15 protein-coding genes are annotated in these 18923 nt (G+C 55.0%); 7 read left to right on the forward strand and 8 right to left on the reverse strand.

Translation table 11 applies throughout. The annotated features are described in order from the left end of the window. Positions 1-26: 26 nt before the first annotated feature. The 5 genes from ACVV26_RS18180 to pdhR form a co-directional block, all read right to left on the reverse strand. On the reverse strand, positions 27-311 hold the full coding sequence (locus ACVV26_RS18180) for a hypothetical protein (protein ID WP_474798602.1): 285 nt from the start codon (positions 309-311) through the stop codon (positions 27-29). A gap of 204 nt (positions 312-515) precedes the next feature. After that, complete coding sequence (gene lpdA, locus ACVV26_RS18185; RefSeq protein WP_125293651.1) at positions 516-1940, reverse strand: dihydrolipoyl dehydrogenase; 1425 nt, start codon at positions 1938-1940, stop codon at positions 516-518. 210 nt (positions 1941-2150) lie between these two features. After that, positions 2151-4043 carry a pyruvate dehydrogenase complex dihydrolipoyllysine-residue acetyltransferase gene (aceF, locus tag ACVV26_RS18190; RefSeq protein WP_474798604.1) on the reverse strand — a complete coding sequence of 631 codons (1893 nt, stop codon included), beginning with the start codon at positions 4041-4043 and terminating at the stop codon, positions 2151-2153. A gap of 14 nt (positions 4044-4057) precedes the next feature. Next, positions 4058-6721: a pyruvate dehydrogenase (acetyl-transferring), homodimeric type gene (gene aceE / locus ACVV26_RS18195; protein WP_312981529.1), complete on the reverse strand. Its 2664-nt coding sequence runs from the start codon at positions 6719-6721 to the stop codon at positions 4058-4060. A 178-nt stretch (positions 6722-6899) separates the two neighbouring features. Further along, positions 6900-7664, reverse strand: a complete 765-nt coding sequence (gene pdhR, locus ACVV26_RS18200; RefSeq protein ID WP_125293654.1) for a pyruvate dehydrogenase complex transcriptional repressor PdhR — start codon at positions 7662-7664, stop codon at positions 6900-6902. Positions 7665-8200: 536 nt separating this feature from the next. Here pdhR and aroP point away from each other — a divergent pair. The 3 genes from aroP (at position 8201) to ACVV26_RS18215 (ending at position 12090) form a co-directional block, all read left to right on the forward strand. Beyond that, complete coding sequence (aroP, locus tag ACVV26_RS18205; RefSeq protein ID WP_474798605.1) at positions 8201-9568, forward strand: aromatic amino acid transporter AroP; 1368 nt, start codon at positions 8201-8203, stop codon at positions 9566-9568. 168 nt (positions 9569-9736) lie between these two features. After that, entirely contained in the window at positions 9737-11143 is a 1407-nt protein-coding gene (locus ACVV26_RS18210; protein WP_474798606.1) for a glycoside-pentoside-hexuronide (GPH):cation symporter, read from the forward strand. Next, a complete protein-coding gene (locus ACVV26_RS18215; RefSeq protein WP_474801903.1) occupies positions 11140-12090 on the forward strand; it encodes a glycoside hydrolase family 43 protein in 951 nt (316 codons plus the stop codon). Before ACVV26_RS18210 ends, ACVV26_RS18215 begins: the two co-directional genes overlap by 4 nt. A gap of 18 nt (positions 12091-12108) precedes the next feature. On the opposite strand, the gene ampE is transcribed toward ACVV26_RS18215, so the two are convergent. Further along, complete coding sequence (ampE, locus tag ACVV26_RS18220) at positions 12109-12963, reverse strand: beta-lactamase regulator AmpE (protein ID WP_312981536.1); 855 nt, start codon at positions 12961-12963, stop codon at positions 12109-12111. Continuing rightward, entirely contained in the window at positions 12960-13523 is a 564-nt protein-coding gene (ampD, locus tag ACVV26_RS18225) for a 1,6-anhydro-N-acetylmuramyl-L-alanine amidase AmpD (protein WP_474798607.1), read from the reverse strand. Before ampD ends, ampE begins: the two co-directional genes overlap by 4 nt. 87 nt (positions 13524-13610) lie before the next feature. Between ampD and nadC the strand changes: the two genes are divergently transcribed. The 4 genes from nadC to hofC all read left to right on the forward strand — a co-directional run bounded on the left by nadC (position 13611) and on the right by hofC (position 17692). Further along, complete coding sequence (gene nadC / locus ACVV26_RS18230; RefSeq protein WP_474801906.1) at positions 13611-14501, forward strand: carboxylating nicotinate-nucleotide diphosphorylase; 891 nt, start codon at positions 13611-13613, stop codon at positions 14499-14501. 178 nt (positions 14502-14679) lie between these two features. Beyond that, a complete protein-coding gene (ppdD, locus tag ACVV26_RS18235) occupies positions 14680-15117 on the forward strand; it encodes a prepilin peptidase-dependent pilin (RefSeq protein WP_474801909.1) in 438 nt (145 codons plus the stop codon). 9 nt (positions 15118-15126) lie between these two features. Then, on the forward strand, positions 15127-16497 hold the full coding sequence (gspE, locus tag ACVV26_RS18240; protein ID WP_474798608.1) for a type II secretion system protein GspE: 1371 nt from the start codon (positions 15127-15129) through the stop codon (positions 16495-16497). Then, the gene (gene hofC, locus ACVV26_RS18245) at positions 16490-17692 is read left to right on the forward strand and encodes a protein transport protein HofC (RefSeq protein WP_474798609.1); all 1203 of its coding nucleotides are present in this window, start codon (positions 16490-16492) and stop codon (positions 17690-17692) included. The genes gspE and hofC overlap by 8 nt, the downstream gene beginning before the upstream one ends. A 57-nt stretch (positions 17693-17749) precedes the next feature. On the opposite strand, the gene ACVV26_RS18250 is transcribed toward hofC, so the two are convergent. After that, complete coding sequence (locus ACVV26_RS18250; protein ID WP_474798611.1) at positions 17750-18793, reverse strand: GMP reductase; 1044 nt, start codon at positions 18791-18793, stop codon at positions 17750-17752. Between the last annotated feature and the right edge of the window lie 130 nt (positions 18794-18923).

An 18923-nucleotide genomic window follows, 5' to 3' on the forward strand; every position in this document is an offset into this window, starting at 1 on the left:
TGCGCCGCTTTTTAATAATGAAAAACTTATCCCTGATGCGGCATCAGGTCAGGATGACCCACCACTGGCGGTTTGTTACTGGAAAGATCGGCTTCATCGGCACGAATGCTGCCGGAGCCGGTGGCCCAGACGCCTTCCTCGGTTTTAGTGATTTGCTGGTGCTGGGCATTTAAATCTTCGCCCATAGCGGCGATGTGATTCGATTCGGTACCGCCGCTGTTATCAGCCCAGGGGATCTGCTGATCGGCGGCAAGCGTCAGGCCAGAAAATAACGTGGCGGCAAAGGCTGTGGTAATCAAAAGCGTTTTCATCTTGCACCTCTAATGAGTTCATTAATTATTAATTATCACGCTATTAATTTAATGCGTTATTAGTTTGCATTGCGCGACAAGATGTATGGAAATATTGTTCGGGAAATGTTTTTTCAGCGGGAGGGAATTCAGGTGCGGGTGCGGTACAGGAAGCGGGCAAAAAAAAGCGGCCATTCAGCCGCTTTTATCATTTGAAACGAAGGGTTACTTCTTCTTCGCTTTCGGGTTCGGCAGGTCGGTGATGCTACCTTCGAACACTTCTGCCGCCAGGCCAACAGACTCGTGCAGAGTCGGGTGAGCATGGATGGTCAGCGCGATGTCTTCTGCGTCACAACCCATTTCGATCGCCAGACCGATTTCACCCAGCAGCTCACCGCCGTTGGTACCGACAATCGCACCACCGATAACGCGGTGAGTTTCTTTGTCGAAAATCAGTTTGGTCATACCGTCTGCGCAGTCGGAAGCGATAGCACGGCCAGAAGCAGCCCACGGGAAGGTGGCGGTTTCGTAGCTGATGCCTTTCTCTTTCGCTTCTTTCTCAGTCAGGCCAACCCATGCCACTTCTGGCTCGGTGTAAGCGATGGACGGGATCACTTTCGGATCGAAGTAGTGTTTCTTACCGGCGATAACTTCAGCGGCAACGTGGCCTTCATGCACGCCTTTGTGCGCCAGCATCGGCTGACCGACGATATCGCCGATCGCGAAGATGTGCGGCACGTTGGTGCGCAGTTGCTTGTCAACGCGGATGAAGCCACGGTCGTCCACTTCCACGCCCGCTTTACCGGCGTCGAGGTTTTTACCGTTCGGCACACGGCCGATAGCAACCAGTACGGCATCGTAACGCTGCGCTTCGGCAGGCGCTTTTTTGCCTTCCATGGAAACGTAAATACCGTCTTCTTTGGCTTCAACGGCAGTCACTTTGGTTTCCAGCATCAGGTTAAATTTCTTGCTGATGCGTTTGGTGAAGACTTTAACAATGTCTTTATCGGCAGCCGGGATCACCTGGTCGAACATTTCAACCACGTCAATCTCTGAACCCAGCGCATGGTACACGGTACCCATTTCCAGGCCGATGATGCCGCCACCCATAACCAGCAGGCGTTTCGGAACGGTTTTCAGCTCCAGCGCATCGGTGGAGTCCCACACGCGCGGATCTTCGTGCGGAATAAACGGCAGTTCAATCGGACGGGAACCCGCCGCGATGATCGCGTTGTCGAAGTTGATTACGGTTTTGCCGTTTTCGCCTTCCACTTCCAGGGTGTTGGCCCCGGTAAATTTACCCAGACCGTTGACCACTTTTACTTTGCGGCCTTTCGCCATGCCAGCCAGACCACCGGTCAGCTGATTGATGACTTTTTCTTTCCAGGTACGAATCTTGTCGATATCGGTTTTCGGCTCGCCGAAGACGATACCGTGTTCAGCCAGCGCTTTGGCTTCTTCGATAACTTTAGCGACGTGCAGCAGCGCTTTTGAAGGGATACAGCCGACGTTCAGACAAACACCGCCCAGGGTGTTGTAACGTTCTACGATGACGGTCTCCAGACCTAAATCAGCGCAACGGAAGGCCGCAGAATAACCTGCCGGGCCTGCCCCAAGTACCACGACCTGAGTTTTGATTTCAGTACTCATCATGACCTCTGTAATTTATATCCGGCGGGTCTGACGCTATTGTTGTTACGCCCATCATCCACCGGGACGTTCTATCCGCCCGTATTTTACAAAATTGTTAACAATTTTGAAACAACAAAACGGCAAACGATTTGTCCTTTGTTCCTGATAACCGCATAAAGCCTCATGAGATTATCAGAAAAAAGCCGGCCGTCAGGCCGGCTTTTTCGATTACATCACCAGGCGGCGAATGTCGCTCAGCATGTTGTTGATGATGGTGATGAAACGCGCACCATCAGCACCGTCGATGACGCGGTGATCGAAGGACAGAGAAATCGGCATCATCAGACGCGGAGTAAACTCTTTACCATTCCACACCGGTTCCATCGCAGACTTGGACACACCGAGGATAGCCACTTCCGGCGCGTTAACAATCGGCGCGAAATGGGTGGTACCCAGGCCACCGATGCTGGAGATGGTGAAGCAACCGCCCTGCATTTCGCCAGCAGTCAGCTTGCCATCACGCGCTTTCTTAGAAATCACGGTCAGTTCACGGGATAGCTCGGTAATGCTCTTCTTGTTCACGTCTTTGAAGACCGGAACAACCAGACCATTCGGGGTATCTACCGCAACACCGATGTTGATGTATTTCTTCAGCGTCAGCTTCTGACCATCTTCGGACAGGGAGCTGTTGAAGCGCGGCATCTGCTCCAGGGCCGCGGCAACGGCTTTCATGATGAAGACAACCGGGGTGAATTTCACGTCCAGTTTGCGCTTCTCAGCTTCGGCGTTCTGCTGTTTACGGAACGCTTCCAGATCGGTGATATCGGTTTTGTCGAAGTGCGTAACGTGCGGGATCATCACCCAGTTACGGCTCAGGTTGGCACCAGAGATTTTCTGGATGCGGCCCAGTTCCACTTCTTCGATTTCACCAAACTTGCTGAAGTCCACTTTCGGCCACGGCAGCATGCCCGGGATACCGCCGCCGATGGCAGCAGCAGGTGCGGATTCAGCGCGTTTCACTGCATCTTTCACGTAAGCCTGAACGTCTTCGCGCAGGATACGGCCTTTACGACCGGTGCCTTTCACTTTCGCCAGGTTAACGCCGAATTCGCGCGCCAGGCGGCGGATCAGCGGAGTCGCGTGAACGTAAGCGTCGTTTTCAGCGAATTCAGTTTTGCCTTCCGCTTTAGTTGGTGCAGCGGCCGGTTTTTCTGCTTTCGGAGCCGGTGCAGCCGCTTCTTGCTTAGCCGCCGGAGCAGCAGCAGGCGCAGCGCCTTCCACTTCGAAGATCATGATCAGAGAACCGGTAGACACTTTGTCGCCAGTGTTGATTTTGATCTCTTTCACGGTGCCCGCGAACGGTGCCGGAACTTCCATAGAGGCTTTGTCGCCTTCTACGGTGATCAATGATTGTTCAGCGGCCACTTTATCGCCCACTTTCACCATCACTTCGGTCACTTCGACTTCGTCGCCGCCGATGTCCGGTACGTTAACTTCTTTAGAACCGGATGCCGCCGCCGGCGCGGAAGCCGCCTGCTCTTTGACTTCAGGTTTTGCAGCCGCAGCCGGCGCAGCGCCTTCCACTTCAAATACCATAATCAGGGAGCCAGTGGAGACTTTGTCGCCAGTGCTGATTTTGATCTCTTTAACCTTGCCCGCGAACGGAGAAGGGACTTCCATAGAGGCTTTATCGCCTTCCACGGTAATCAGAGATTGCTCAGCGGTCACGCTGTCGCCGACTTTAACCATGATTTCGGTGACTTCAACTTCGTCGCTGCCGATATCGGGAACGTTAACGTCTTTCACGCCGCCCGCTGCAGCAGGTGCTGCCGCCGGAGCCGCTTCTTTCTTCTCTTCTGCCTTGGCAGGTGCAGCGTCAGCTGCACCGTCGGCGGAATCGAAAATCATAATCAGTTTGCCGGTCTCGGTTTTGTCGCCGACAGAGACTTTGATCTCTTTCACGACGCCAGCCTGCGGAGACGGCACTTCCATAGAGGCTTTGTCGCCTTCTACGGTGATCAGCGACTGTTCAGCTTCAACTTTGTCGCCCACTTTGACCAGGATCTCGGTGATTTCAACTTCATCAGCCCCGATGTCCGGTACGTTGATTTCGATAGCCATTATTCTTTTACCTCTTACGCCAGACGCGGGTTAACTTTTTCTGCATCGATGTTGAATTTGGTGATTGCATCGGCAACCACTTTCTTATCGATTTCGCCACGTTTAGCCAGTTCGCCCAGGGCCGCTACCACCACATAGGAAGCATCAACTTCGAAGTGGTGACGCAGGTTTTCACGGCTGTCAGAGCGACCAAAACCATCGGTACCCAGTACGCGGTAATCATCAGCCGGTACATAAGTACGAACCTGTTCAGCAAACAGTTTCATATAGTCAGTAGATGCGACTGCCGGTGCGTCGTTCATCACCTGAGCGATGTACGGAACACGCGGGGTTTCCATCGGGTGCAGCATGTTCCAGCGCTCACAATCCTGGCCATCACGCGCCAGTTCAGTGAAGGAGGTTACGCTGTACACATCGGAGCCCACGCCGTAGTCTTTCGCCAGGATCTCTGCTGCTTCACGGACGTGACGCAGGATAGAACCGGAACCCAGCAGCTGAACTTTACCTTTACTACCTTCGATAGTTTCGAGTTTGTAGATACCTTTACGGATACCTTCCTCGGCACCTTCCGGCATCGCCGGCATGTGGTAGTTTTCGTTCAGGGTGGTGATGTAGTAGTAAATGTTCTCTTGCGCTTCACCGTACATGCGCTGCAGACCATCGTGCATGATGACCGCAACTTCGTAGGCGTAAGACGGATCGTAAGAGATACAGTTCGGGATAGTCAGAGACTGAATATGGCTGTGGCCATCTTCGTGCTGCAGACCTTCACCGTTCAGGGTCGTACGACCAGACGTCCCGCCGATCAGGAAGCCGCGCGCCTGTTGGTCACCTGCTGCCCAGCACAGGTCGCCGATACGCTGGAAACCGAACATGGAGTAGTAGATGTAGAACGGGATCATCGGCAGATCGTTGGTGCTGTAGGAGGTCGCCGCCGCCAGCCAGGAAGAACCTGCGCCCAGCTCGTTGATGCCTTCCTGCAGGATCTGGCCTTTCTCGTCTTCTTTGTAGTACGCAACCTGCTCACGGTCCTGCGGGGTGTACTGCTGGCCGTTCGGGCTGTAGATACCAATCTGACGGAACAGACCTTCCATACCAAAGGTACGCGCTTCGTCAGCGATGATCGGAACCAGACGGTCTTTGATAGACGGGTTCTTCAGCATCACGTTCAGGGCACGAACGAAAGCGATGGTGGTGGAGATCTCTTTGTTCTGTTCTTCCAGCAGTTGTTGGAAGTCTTCCAGCTTCGGCAGTTCCAGCTTCTCAGTGAAGTTCGGAATGCGGCTCGGCAGGTAGCCGTGCAGTTTTTCACGCTGGCCGTGCAGGTATTTGTGCTCTTCAGAACCTTCCGGGAAGGTAATGTAAGACAGCTTTTCAACCTGCTCATCGGTGACGGGAACATTGAAACGGTCGCGGATATAACGCACGCCGTCCATGTTCATTTTCTTCACCTGGTGAGCGATGTTTTTACCTTCGGCGGTGTCGCCCATGCCATAGCCTTTAACGGTATGGGCCAGGATAACGGTCGCTTTACCTTTGGTTTCCTGCGCTTTTTTGAATGCAGCGTAGATTTTCTTCGGATCATGGCCGCCACGGTTCAGGGCCCAAATCTGATCGTCAGTCCAGTCGGCAACCAGTGCGGCAGTTTCCGGGTATTTACCGAAGAAGTGCTCGCGAACGTACGCGCCGTTTTTGGATTTGAAGGTCTGATAGTCGCCGTCAACGGTTTCGTTCATCAGCTGGATCAGTTTACCGCTGGTGTCTTTACGCAGCAGCTCGTCCCAACGGGAACCCCACATCACCTTGATCACGTTCCAGCCAGCGCCTGCGAAGATGCCTTCCAGTTCGTTAACGATTTTGCCGTTACCGGTTACCGGGCCATCCAGACGTTGCAGGTTACAGTTGATCACGAACACCAGGTTATCCAGTTTTTCACGGGTCGCGATGGTGATGGCGCCTTTGGATTCCGGCTCATCCATCTCGCCGTCGCCCAGGAAGGCGTAAACGGTTTGCTGGGAGGTGTCTTTCAGGCCACGGTGTTCCAGATACTTCAGGAATTTAGCCTGATAGATCGCACCGATCGGACCCAGACCCATAGATACGGTCGGGAACTGCCAGAATTCCGGCATCAGTTTCGGGTGCGGGTAAGAGGACAGACCATTGCCATGCACTTCCTGACGGAAGTTGTTCATCTGCTCTTCAGTCAGACGGCCTTCCAGGAAGGCACGTGCGTAAACGCCCGGAGAGATGTGGCCCTGGAAGTACACCAGGTCGCCGCCGTCTTTGTCGTTGCGCGCACGGAAGAAGTGGTTGAAGCACACATCATACACGGTCGCGGAAGACTGGAAGGACGCCATGTGGCCGCCAAGCTCCAGGTCTTTTTTAGACGCGCGCAGTACGGTCATGATGGCGTTCCAGCGAATAGCCGAGCGAATACGACGTTCCAGCTCCAGATTCCCCGGGTATTCCGGTTCATCTTCAACGGCAATAGTGTTGATGTAGTTGCCAGCTCCGGTACCAGCGGCAACCTGTACGCCGCCTTTACGGGCTTCGCTCAGGAGCTGGTCAATCAGATACTGAGCACGCTCAACACCTTCTTCACGGATTACCGATTCGATCGCCTGTAGCCAGTCGCGAGTTTCAATCGGATCCACGTCATTTTGTAAACGTTCTGACATGGGGGGTATTCCTTATCTATCTAATACGTTGATTTAGCTGGAACCTGTCCCATTGTATTTTCATGAAGTGACTGCTCACAAAAACACAATAAGACAGGTTCTGCGTTTAGTTGCCGCGCTCTAAAAGTTGGCGCTCAATTCGCACTGTTTTCTTACTCTGACGAGCCGGAAAAAGCGCTTAGTCCTTTCGTTGCTGTAGGCGGCGCAGTGAACGTTCACGACGACTGTGCTCACGGCTGCGGTCCAGCAATATCTCCTCAATAAAAGCGAGATGGCGATGCGACGCTTCTCGCGCCTGCTCCGGCTCTCTCGCCATAATCGCCTCGAATATACGAGAACGATGGTTGCTTACCAGCGGGAGCATCTCCCGGCGGGCGTACAGCAATTCAAAATTCTGTCGAACGTTTTGGGCCAACATAGGCTCCATGCAGCGCAGTAAGTGTAGTAGCACAACGTTGTGTGCAGCTTCGGTGACTGCAATTTGATACTGCATGACGGCGTCGGATTCGGCATCCAGGTCGCCGGATTGCTGGGCAAGCTCAATGGCCTGATGGAGTTCACGGATACGCTCAAGGTCTTCGTCAGTGCTGCGAAGCGCGGCGTAATACGCGGCGATGCCCTCAAGGGCATGACGGGTTTCCAGCAGATCAAATTGAGATTCAGGGTGATCGGTCAGCAGCTCGACCAGCGGGTCGCTGAAGCTCTGCCATAGTGTGCTTTGAACAAATGTCCCGCCTCCCTGGCGACGAAGCAGTAATCCTTTTGCTTCGAGACGCTGAATCGCCTCTCGGAGTGAAGGACGCGATACGTCGAACTGTTTTGCCAGTTCGCGTTCCGGTGGGAGTTTTTCGCCAGGACGCAAGGTCCCTTCCAGGATGAGAAACTCCAGTTGCTGCTCAATCACATCGGATAGTTTTGGTTGGCGGATTTTGCTGTAGGCCATTATTCCCTGTCTCTGCCATTAGCCCGGAGTCAATTGGTATGACCAATTTCACATTCGTGACGCTAAAGTAACAAAGTATTCACCTTCTGTCCATCCCGGTTTTGATTGAAATCAGTAAAGCAGGCACATTTTAACAACCCTACAGAAATAACGTTTCATTAATGTAACTTTGCACAAATGAGTTGATTACCACCAAAGAAGTAGTTTTAACCTTAATGAAACGTGGATATTTGCGATCTGAACCGATTCATCAGAGTAAAATATGAATATAAATGCGTAATAGTCGTATAAATTGAAAATGCATTCGGGAAGGATTAATAACGGGGCGATTTACAAATGGTTTCTTTTTATTCACTTCATCTGCAACCGCGATAAAACCAGGTGCAATCAACTGCGCTTACCACTATTCTTGGCGCTGTGGTAGAGGAATAGGGAAAATTAAGCCTTCCACTTCGTAAATAAAAAAATACACCTATCGGAATATACAACTTACAACGGTGATATTTCACACCGATTATAACCGCACACGAGGTTCTATGATGGAAGGTCAACACGACACGCTGAAGCGCGGCCTAAAAAACCGCCATATTCAGCTTATCGCGCTGGGAGGAGCAATTGGCACTGGCCTGTTTCTGGGCAGCGCCTCTGTTATCCAGTCCGCAGGGCCAGGTATTATTCTCGGCTACGCTATCGCGGGTTTTATTGCCTTTTTGATTATGCGTCAGTTAGGCGAAATGGTAGTAGAAGAACCTGTTGCAGGGTCATTCAGCCACTTCGCTTATAAATACTGGGGCGGATTTGCTGGCTTCGCTTCCGGGTGGAACTATTGGGTACTGTATGTGCTGGTCGCGATGGCGGAACTGACCGCCGTCGGTAAATACATTCAATTCTGGTGGCCTGAAATCCCGACATGGGTCTCAGCCGCCGTATTCTTCGTGCTGATCAACGCCATCAACCTGACCAACGTGAAAGTGTTTGGTGAAATGGAATTCTGGTTCGCGATTATCAAAGTTATCGCGGTTATCGGGATGATCCTGTTCGGCGGCTGGCTGCTGTTTAGCGGTACGGCGGGCCCGCAGGCCACCGTTCGTAACCTCTGGGAACAGGGCGGTTTTCTGCCGCACGGTATGTCAGGGCTGGTAATGATGATGGCAATCATTATGTTTTCCTTCGGCGGCCTGGAGCTGGTGGGTATTACCGCCGCTGAAGCCGATAACCCGCAAGAAAGCATCCCGAAAGCCACTAACCAGGTTATCTACCGCATCCTGATTTTCTATGTGGGCTCCCTGGCGGTGCTGCTGTCGCTGATGCCGTGGTCGCGCGTGACCGCCGATACCAGCCCGTTCGTGTTTATCTTCCATGAGCTGGGCGATGCGCTGGTCGCGAATGCGCTTAACATCGTGGTACTGACGGCGGCGCTGTCGGTTTATAACAGCTGCGTCTACTGCAACAGCCGTATGCTGTTTGGCTTGGCGCAACAGGGTAACGCGCCGAAAATGCTGCAAAAAGTGGATAAACGCGGCGTACCGGTTAACACCATCCTGATCTCCTCGCTGTTCACCGCGCTGTGCGTGCTGATTAACTACTTCGCACCGGAAGAAGCTTTCGGCCTGCTGATGGCGTTAGTGGTTTCCGCACTGGTGATCAACTGGGCGATGATTAGCCTCGCGCACATGAAATTCCGCCGCGCCAAACAGTTGCAGGGCGTTAAAACGCGCTTCCCGGCTATCTTCTACCCGATGGGCAACTGGCTGTGCCTGGCCTTTATGGCAGCAGTACTGGTCATCATGCTGATGACCCCGGGTATGGCGATCTCTGTATACCTTATCCCGGTATGGTTGGTGGTTCTGGGCGTAGGTTATATGTTCAAACAAAAAGGCGCTAAGGTCGCGAAAGCGCACTAATCCTCTCTTTTCACCCTCTTCTTTCGGAGAGGGTGGTTCCTTAAATGCTACCTGGCTCACACTTTCCTTTTCACAGCGTTTTTATCCATGTCTCTACCAACTTCCTGCAACGCAATAAATCTTTAGCAGGCGAATAATTATTCCCACATCTCAGTGGGAGAAACCAACATGGATAACAGCAAACTGTCTGTTAAAGAAAAAATCGGCTACGGCATGGGCGACGCGGGATGCAACATCATCTTCGGCGCCATCATGTTGTTTGTGAACTATTTTTATACGGATATTTTTGGCCTTTCCCCTGCGCTGGTCGGGGTGCTTCTGCTCTCTATCCGGGTCATTGATGCCGTAACGGACCCCATTATGGGCGCCCTCGCCGACCGCACCCAAAGCAAATACGGGCGCTTCCGCCCCTGGCTTTTGTGGATTGCGGTGCCTTACGCCCTGTTCAGCATCCTGATGTTTACCACGCCGGACTGGAGCTACAGTAGCAAAGTTGTCTATGCGTTTGTCACTTACTTCCTGCTGTCGTTAACCTATACGGCGATCAACATCCCCTACTGCTCGCTGGGGGGCGTGATCACCAGCGACCCGAAAGAGCGCGTAGCCTGCCAGTCGTATCGTTTTGTCATGGTGGGTATCGCCACGCTGTTGCTGTCGCTGACCCTCCTGCCGATGGCGGAATGGTTTGGCGGCGAGGACAAAGCCAAAGGCTACCAGATGGCGATGACCGTACTGGCGTTTATCGGCATGTGCATGTTCCTGTTCTGCTTTGCCACGGTGCGCGAGCGTATCCGCCCGGCAGTACCCACTCACGACGATATGAAAAAAGACATGAAGGATGTCTGGAAAAACGACCAGTGGGTGCGAATTTTACTGCTCACCCTGTGCAACGTTTGTCCGGGCTTTATCCGCATGGCGGCCACCATGTATTACGTCACCTGGGTGATGGGGCAAAGCACCCATTTCGCCACGATTTTCATCAGTCTCGGTGTGGTCGGTATGATGATCGGCAGTATGCTGGCGAAAGTGCTGACCGACCGCTGGTGCAAACTGAAAGTTTTCTTCTGGACCAACATCGCACTGGCTCTCTTCTCCTGTGCGTTCTATTTCTTTGACCCACAGGCGACAGTCATGATTGTCGTGCTCTACTTCCTGCTGAATATCTTGCACCAGATCCCCTCCCCGCTGCATTGGTCATTAATGGCGGACGTCGACGATTACGGCGAATGGAAAACCGGCAAGCGCATCACCGGCATCAGCTTCTCTGGTAACCTGTTCTTCCTGAAGGTGGGCCTGGCGGTGGCCGGAGCGATGGTGGGCTTCCTGCTCTCCTGGTATGGCTACGACGCCGGGGCCAAATCCCAAAGCGCCAGCGCCATCAACGGCATCGTGCTGTTATTCTCGGTGATCCCAGGCGTCGGCTACCTCATCACCGCAGGCGTGGTGCGTCTGCTGAAAGTGGATCGTGAACTGATGAAAACCATTCAGGCGGACCTGGCGAAGCGCCGCGTCAATTATCATGAACTTGGCGAGAATGTGGGCGTTCCCGTCAGCGAACAGGTAAGGAAAGCATAATGAACTGGCCTAATCCTTTTATTGAGCAACGCGCCGACCCGTATATTTTGCGCCACCAGGGCGACTACTATTTCGTTGCCTCCGTACCGGAATACGACAGGCTGGAACTGCGCCGGGCCAGCACTCTGGATGGGTTGCGCAGTGCCGAACCGGTTGTGGTGTGGCGCAAACCTGCCTCCGGGCCGATGAGCGAACTGATCTGGGCACCGGAACTGCACCCTATCGACGGGAAATGGTACCTCTACTTCGCGGCAACCTGGACCAAAGCGCTGGACGCGCTGAATATGTTCCAGCACCGCATGTTTGTACTGGAATGCGAAGATGCCGATCCGCTGACCGGAAAGTGGCATGAGAAAGGCCAGGTTAAAACGCCGTTTGATACCTTCGCGCTGGATGCCACCACTTTTGTGCATCAGGGCAAACGCTGGTATCTGTGGGCGCAGAAATCGCCGCATATTCCCGGCAACTCGAACCTGTATCTGGCAGAAATGGAAACGCCGTGGATGCTGAAAGGCGAACCGGTGATGCTCAGCAAACCGGAATACGACTGGGAATGCCGGGGTTTTCTGGTGAACGAAGGCCCCGCAGTACTGTTTCATGGCGACCGGCTGTTTATCAGCTACTCCGCCAGCGCCACTGATGAAAACTACTGTATGGGCCTGCTGTGGATCGACATCCACGCCAACCCGCTGGACCCGGCGAACTGGCACAAATCCCCGCAGCCCGTGTTCCGCACCAGCTATGAAAACCGCCAGTACGGCCCCGGTCATAACAGCTTCACCCAAACCGAAGAGGGGGACGACGTGCTGGTTTACCATGCGCGCAACTATACGGAAATCGAAGGCGACCCGCTGTACGATCCCAACCGTCATACCCGTCTGAAAATTATCTGCTGGGACGAAAACGGGATGCCCGATTTCGGCATCCCGCCAGCGGAGACGATCTAAGCGCTACAGTGCGCTGGGTTATACCAGCGTGCCGTAAATCGTCAGCAGTGCAACGACCACCACAATCACGAATGTTGTTTTCTTCGCCATCGATACCGCCGCTTTCGGCGTTTCGATTTTATCCAGGTGCGGCTCGCGCGCTAACGAGAACTGCGCCAGACGCGTCAGCACCTGATATTGCGACGTATGGCGATCGGCCAGCGACGCGAACCACGCCGGCAGCGCCCGTTCGCCGTGGCCCAACAGGGCATACACCACGCCCGCCAGACGTACCGGCACCCAGTCCAGCACGTGCAAAATGCTGTCCACGCCGGAATAAAGACGTTGCTGCGGCGAGTGATGGCGCGCCAGCCAGGCTTGCCAGGCACGCAGGAACGCGTAGCCGGTCAACAATACCGGTCCCCAGATCCCACCGACAATAAACCAAAACAGCGGTGCCAGATAAAAACGGAAGTTAATCCACAGCAGCGCGTTTTGCAGCTCGCGCAGATACTCGCGCTCGTCACACTCGTGCGGAACACCATGAATCAGCGTCAGCTCCGCCGACATCGCTTCTCTGGCATGGCTGTCGCCCTGGCTCGCCGCTTTTAAATAGGCATGGTAGTGCAGACGAACCTGCCCTGCCCCGATACATAACAGCCCCAGCAATATCCAGAACACCAGCAGCGGCACATTGAAAAACAGCCCGTACAGTGCGCGCAGGCAGAGCCAGACAATGAGCATCGCGAGCAGCGCCATGCCGAGAGTGCGCCACCAGGAAAAATGGTGGATCCGGCGGAATACGCCTTCCAGACGGCTGTCCAACTGCCAGTGCTCGCCAAGCTTGAATAAGCGCTCGGCGATAAGCACCAGCAGCAGGGTGAATAACGTCATGACACCTCCTTATTTGTCGGGCTGGCAACCAGCGCGCGAAAACGCTGCCAGTCAAACGCCGGGCCGGGATCGGTTTTGCGCGTCGGCGCGATATCGCTATGCCCGGTCATATGCCGGGCAATTTTCGGATACTGTTCGATAAGCGTGCGTGTCAGCGCGGCAAGCTGCTGATATTGCGCATCGGTAAAGGGCAAAGTATCGGTGCCTTCCAGCTCGATACCGATAGAAAAGTCGTTGCAGCGCTCACGGCCCTGATACAACGAGACTCCCGCATGCCAGGCGCGTTTATCGAAGGGGACATACTGCACGATTTCGCCATCGCGGCGAATCAGACAATGTGCGGACACGCGCAAATGGGCGATATCAGCAAAGTAAGGATGGGCATCGGGATCTAACGTTCCGGCGAACAGCGCGTCAATCCACGGCCCGCCGAACTCACCCGGCGGCAAACTGATATTGTGTACCACCAGTAACCCAGGCTGTTCATCATCTGGCCGACTATCCTGGTGAGGCGAGCACAGATGCCTCACTCCCTGTAGCCAGCCCCCGTTAACCTGCATGCGGCGACCTCCTTTCTATGGTGCAGAAACACGCTTCAGAGTAGCATGTTTACCTCTCAGGATTAGCCACCAATTTGGAGTTTTATGATGTCGCCTCGCCGTTATAATCCCGATCACCGACGTGACGCGCTGCTCGATCGCATCAATCACGATATCCCGCAAATTATCGCCGCCGCGCTGCGTGAAGACCTGGGCGGTGAAGTTGACACCAACAACGATATTACGGCGCAATTGCTGCCAGCAGACCAGCAATCCCACGCGGTAGTGATTACCCGTGAAGCCGGGGTGTTTTGCGGCAAGCGTTGGGTTGAAGAGGTATTTATCCAGTTGGGCGGCGACGTGGAGGTCCTCTGGCACGTCAATGACGGCGACAGCCTGGTGCCCAACCAGCCGTTGTTTGAACTGAAAGGCCCGTCGCGCATCCTGCTGACCGGCGAGCGTACCGCGCTTAATTTCGTGCAAACCCTTTCCGGCGTCGCCAGCCTGGTGCGCAGCTATGTCGATCTGCTCGACGGCACCAAAACCCAACTGCTGGACACCCGTAAAACCCTTCCTGGCCTGCGTACCGCGCTGAAATACGCGGTGCTGTGCGGCGGCGGCAATAATCATCGCCTCGGCCTGAGCGACGCGTTTCTGATTAAAGAAAACCACATTATCGCGTCAGGATCGGTGCGCAACGCCGTGGAAAAAGCTTTCTGGCTCCACCCGGATGTCCCGGTGGAAGTGGAAGTGGAATCGCTGGATGAACTGGATGATGCCCTGAAAGCGGGCGCGGACATCGTGATGCTGGATAACTTCACCGTTGACGATATGCGCGAAGCGGTTAAACGCACCAACGGCCAGGCGCGTCTGGAGGTTTCCGGCAACGTCACTAAAGAGACGCTGCGCACCTTCGCGGAAACCGGCGTGGACTTTATTTCCGTCGGCGCGTTGACCAAACACGTTCAGGCGCTCGACCTGTCTATGCGTTTTCGCTGATAAATAGCCGGAGGTTCGCCTCCGGCGCTATCCACATTTGCGATCTGTATTCCTGCAAAATGTCTTTCCCCTGCAACGGCTGAAATAGCCTGGAAAGCAGCGTCAAAAGTGGTCATTTCCCGCTCGTTTCCGCTCTCGTGCTCTGAGAAAGTGGCATCCCCACATCAAGGAGCGAATGATGAACAGACAACACGGTTTCACCCTGATCGAACTTATGGTGGTCATTGGCATAATCGCCATTCTGAGCGCCATCGGTATTCCCGCCTACCAGAACTACCTGCGCAAAGCCGCGCTGACGGATATGCTGCAAACCTTTGTGCCGTACCGCACCGCCGTAGAACTGTGCGCCATTGAAAGCGGCGGCATCGGCAGTTGCGACGCCAGTAGCAAAGGCATCCCCTCGCCAAAAACCACACGCTACGTTTCGGCTATGAGCATCGCGGCAGGCAAAGTCACGCTGACTGGCCAGGAAAGCCTCAACGGGTTAACCGTCACGCTCACGCCCGCCTGGAGCAACAGCGAAGGCGTAACTGGCTGGCAGCGCATCTGCGACAGCGGCAGCGATGGCGCGCTGAAACAAGCCTGCGAAGACACCTTCCGATTCAATGCTGAGTAAGGGCGCATCATGGATCAGGAATTTCTGGTGGCGCTGTGCAAGCGCCATCATGCGCAGCTCCTGGATGTCACTGACGCAGAGGTGCGCATCGCCCTCAGCGAAGGGCCGAGCATAGAGCTGCTGGATGCGCTGCGCTTTGCCACACAGCGGCAAATCAAAATTGAGTGCTGGAGCGCCGAACAGCTGGAAAAACATCAGCACCAGACGCAGCCCGCGCTGCCTGATGACAACACCTCCGCCGTCGCCTGGCTTGATGAAGCCCTGCTGCATGCGTTAAAACGGCGTGCCTCGGATATTCATATTGAGCCCGGCGACGCCCACTGGCGAGTGCGGCTACGCGTTGATGGCGTACTGCATGCTTTTGCCACGTTGACGGCGGAGCTGGCGCTGGCGGTGATGGCGCGCCTGAAAGTGCTGGGCGAACTGGATATTGCCGAACGCAGGCTACCGCAGGACGGGCAATTTTCGCTGCCGCTTCAGGGAAAATCGGTTTCATTTCGCCTTTCGACCCTGCCCTGCCGGAGCGGTGAAAAAGCGGTACTGCGGCTGCTGGAGCAAAACGATCGCCCGCTCGCGGTAGAGACGCTGGGCATGTTGCCGGTTCAGCAGGCTGATTTTTACCGGGCCATCAGCGCGCCGCAGGGGTTGATTCTGGTAACGGGCCCGACGGGGAGCGGCAAGACCATTACCCTGTACAGCGCGCTGGGGGCGTTAAATAGCCCGGAGAGTAATCTGTGCAGCGTTGAAGACCCCATCGAAATCCCGCTGTCCGGCCTGAACCAAACCCAGGTAAACATTAAAGCGGGGCTTAACTTCCAGAACATCCTGCGCGCCCTGCTGCGCCAGGACCCGGATGTAGTGATGGTCGGAGAAATCCGCGATGGCGAAACCGCAGAAATCGCCATCAAAGCCGCACAGACTGGCCATCTGGTGTTATCGACCCTGCATACCAACTCCACCGTGGAGACGATTACACGGCTGGAGCAAATGGGTATCGCCCGCTGGATGCTGGCATCGGCGTTAGAAATCATTATTGCCCAGCGGCTGGTGCGCCGTTTGTGCCCGCATTGCCGGGTACGTTTAGCACAACCCGTCGCGCTGCCCGCCGCATTCTGGTCAAACCCGCTTTACGCATGGGAAGCGAAAGGCTGCGCGCAGTGCTATTCCGGCTTTTACGGACGCGTGGCGCTGTTCGAAGTGCTGACGCTGGAGCCTGGGTTGCGCCAGGCAATCGTCGATGGCGCATCGGCGCAGCAGATTGAACAGCAGGCACGCGAGCTGGGCATGGTAACGCTGTTCGAGCACGGCTTACAGGCGGTGGACCAGGGCTTAACCACATTACAGGAGGTTTATCGGGTTCTGGGGATGCCCCATGAGTGAACGCCGGTTATGGCAGTGGAGCGGCCTGGACGATCAAGGCGCGCCATGCAGCGGTTTAGTTTGGGGGGCGGAGCGCACCACGGCCCTGCAACACTTATACGATCGCAATATCTGGCCTCTGAAGGTGAAGCGCCAGACTGTCTCACGCCAGTACTGGAACCTGACCTATAAAATTCACTTTATTCGCCAGTTAGCTACGCTGTTGCAGGCCGGGATTGCCCTACCCCAGGGGTTATCGATGCTGGCGGAGCAGCATTCCCGCCTGCAGTGGCGGGCGCTGTTACAGGCACTGGCCCAACAGGTAACCGAGGGCGTGCCGTTTTCCGATGCGCTTAAGGCATGGCCGAGGGTGTTTCCGCCATTGTTTATCGCGCTGATCCGCACCGGGGAGATCACCGGCAAGCTCGACGAATGCTGCCTACGGCTGGCGGTTCAGCAGGAGGAACAGCAGGCGCTACGGAAAAAGGTTGTCAAAGCGCTGCGCTATCCGGGCGTTATCTTTGTGATGGCGCTGCTGGTCACTATCGGCATGGCGGGGTTCGTGCTGCCGGAATTCGCGGCGATCTATCGCGCCTTTAACGCCCCGCTACCGGCGTTAACCCAGGGCGTGATGGCGTTTTCGGCCTTTATTACCGGCAGTGGACACTGGCTGGCGCTGGCCGCAGGCGCGCTTATCGCGGTCATTCTCAGGTGCCGACGCAACCCGAACTGGCAATGGCAGGAACAAAACCTCCTGCTGCGGCTTCCGCTGGTGGGTGAGCTGGTTCGCGGCCAGCGGCTGAGCCAGATCTATACCATCCTCGCCATGACCCAGCAGGCGGGTTTACCGTTATTACAGGGGCTTGAGGCGGTAATGCAAACGCTCACCTCCCCGTTCTGGCGGCAAATGCTGGCGCGCATTATGCAAAAAATAGGCGACGGCGTGCCGTTCTGGAAAACGCTGGAAGAGGAAAAAGGCTTTACGCCGCTGTGTCGGCAACTGATTTACACCGCCGAGGAAACCGGATCGATGGATTTAATCCTGGCGCGGCTGGCGCACTGGCATACCGGGCAAACCCACGAGCGCGCCGATTCGCTGTCGTCCACGCTGGAACCGCTGATGATGGTGGTAATTGGGCTGATCGTCGGGACGCTGGTGATCGCAATGTATCTGCCGGTCTTTCAGATGGGGGACGCCATGAGCGGGGCGAATTAGCCGTATAAAAAAAAGCAGAAGGTCACCCTTCTGCTCTTCGCTACAGCAAGCCCAAAATTACAGGCTATTGAATACGCGGTTCTCTTGCTCCTGAACGCGGATAAAGGTGGTGCGCTTGGTCAGCTCTTTCAGACGAGAGGCACCCACGTAGGTGCAGGCTGAACGCAGACCGCCCAGGATATCTAGCGCGGTGTATTCGACCGGGCCACGCAGCGGCAGCTTCACGGTTTTGCCTTCAGCGGCACGGTATTTGGCAACGCCGCCAACGTGGCGGTTCATGGCAGATTCCGAGCTCATGCCATAGAACAGCATGAATTTTTCGCCGTTCTCTTCAACCACAGTGCCACCGCTCTCATCGTGACCGGCCAGCATACCGCCGAGCATAACAAAGTCCGCGCCGCCGCCGAAAGCTTTGGCAACATCGCCCGGTGTGGTGCAGCCGCCGTCGCTGATGATCTGGCCGCCAAGACCGTGTGCCGCGTCAGCGCATTCAATCACAGCGGAAAGCTGCGGATAACCCACACCGGTTTTCACGCGGGTAGTGCACACGGAGCCTGGGCCGATACCGACTTTAACGATATCCGCACCGGAGAGGATCAGTTCTTCGCACATTTCGCCAGTCACCACGTTACCCGCGATGATCACTTTATTCGGCCACGCTTCACGCGCTTTGGTGACAAACTGTACGAAGTGTTCGGAATAGCCGTTCGCGACATCGATGCAAATAAAATTCAGGCCCGGGTTAAGCGCCAGGATCTGTTTGGTTTTTTCGAAATCAGCCTCAGAGGTGCCGGTAGAGACGATGGCGTGCTTAAGAACGTTAGCATCCACGCTATCGATAAACGCTTGCCACTCTTCTACGGAGTAATGCTTATGCACCGCCGTCAGAATATCGAACCCCGCCAGGGCTTTCGCCATGCCGAAGGTGCCAACCGTGTCCATGTTTGCGGCAATAACAGGTACGCCAGACCATTGGATACCAGAGTGCTTGAAGGTAAATTCACGAGCCAGTTCGACATCGGAACGGCTTTTGAGGGTGGAACGTTTAGGGCGGATAAGAACGTCTTTGAAACCTAACTTCAGATCTTCTTCAATACGCATGAGCGAATTCCTGGTAAATGGCGATGAACGCGTAAATATAAGCGGCGGTACAACTACCAACTCCAGTGACGCTATCATACGCACTAATTGTGGCTCCGCAAGACTGCGAAAACGCTCTTTTTTACGCTAC

The organism is Atlantibacter sp. MEI4A-1023 (genome assembly GCF_056155425.1).

Coding starts and splice junctions, on each gene's coding strand:
- pdhR (WP_125293654.1), bottom strand. CDS start 7,664: ATGGCCTACAGCAAAATCCGCCAACCAAAACTATCCGATGTGATTGAG.
- aroP (WP_474798605.1), top strand. CDS start 8,201: ATGATGGAAGGTCAACACGACACGCTGAAGCGCGGCCTAAAAAACCGC.
- ppdD (WP_474801909.1), top strand. CDS start 14,680: ATGAACAGACAACACGGTTTCACCCTGATCGAACTTATGGTGGTCATT.
- ampD (WP_474798607.1), bottom strand. CDS start 13,523: ATGCAGGTTAACGGGGGCTGGCTACAGGGAGTGAGGCATCTGTGCTCG.
- lpdA (WP_125293651.1), bottom strand. CDS start 1,940: ATGAGTACTGAAATCAAAACTCAGGTCGTGGTACTTGGGGCAGGCCCG.
- ACVV26_RS18180 (WP_474798602.1), bottom strand. CDS start 311: ATGAAAACGCTTTTGATTACCACAGCCTTTGCCGCCACGTTATTTTCT.
- nadC (WP_474801906.1), top strand. CDS start 13,611: ATGTCGCCTCGCCGTTATAATCCCGATCACCGACGTGACGCGCTGCTC.
- aceE (WP_312981529.1), bottom strand. CDS start 6,721: ATGTCAGAACGTTTACAAAATGACGTGGATCCGATTGAAACTCGCGAC.
- hofC (WP_474798609.1), top strand. CDS start 16,490: ATGAGTGAACGCCGGTTATGGCAGTGGAGCGGCCTGGACGATCAAGGC.
- aceF (WP_474798604.1), bottom strand. CDS start 4,043: ATGGCTATCGAAATCAACGTACCGGACATCGGGGCTGATGAAGTTGAA.
- ACVV26_RS18210 (WP_474798606.1), top strand. CDS start 9,737: ATGGATAACAGCAAACTGTCTGTTAAAGAAAAAATCGGCTACGGCATG.
- ACVV26_RS18250 (WP_474798611.1), bottom strand. CDS start 18,793: ATGCGTATTGAAGAAGATCTGAAGTTAGGTTTCAAAGACGTTCTTATC.
- gspE (WP_474798608.1), top strand. CDS start 15,127: ATGGATCAGGAATTTCTGGTGGCGCTGTGCAAGCGCCATCATGCGCAG.
- ampE (WP_312981536.1), bottom strand. CDS start 12,963: ATGACGTTATTCACCCTGCTGCTGGTGCTTATCGCCGAGCGCTTATTC.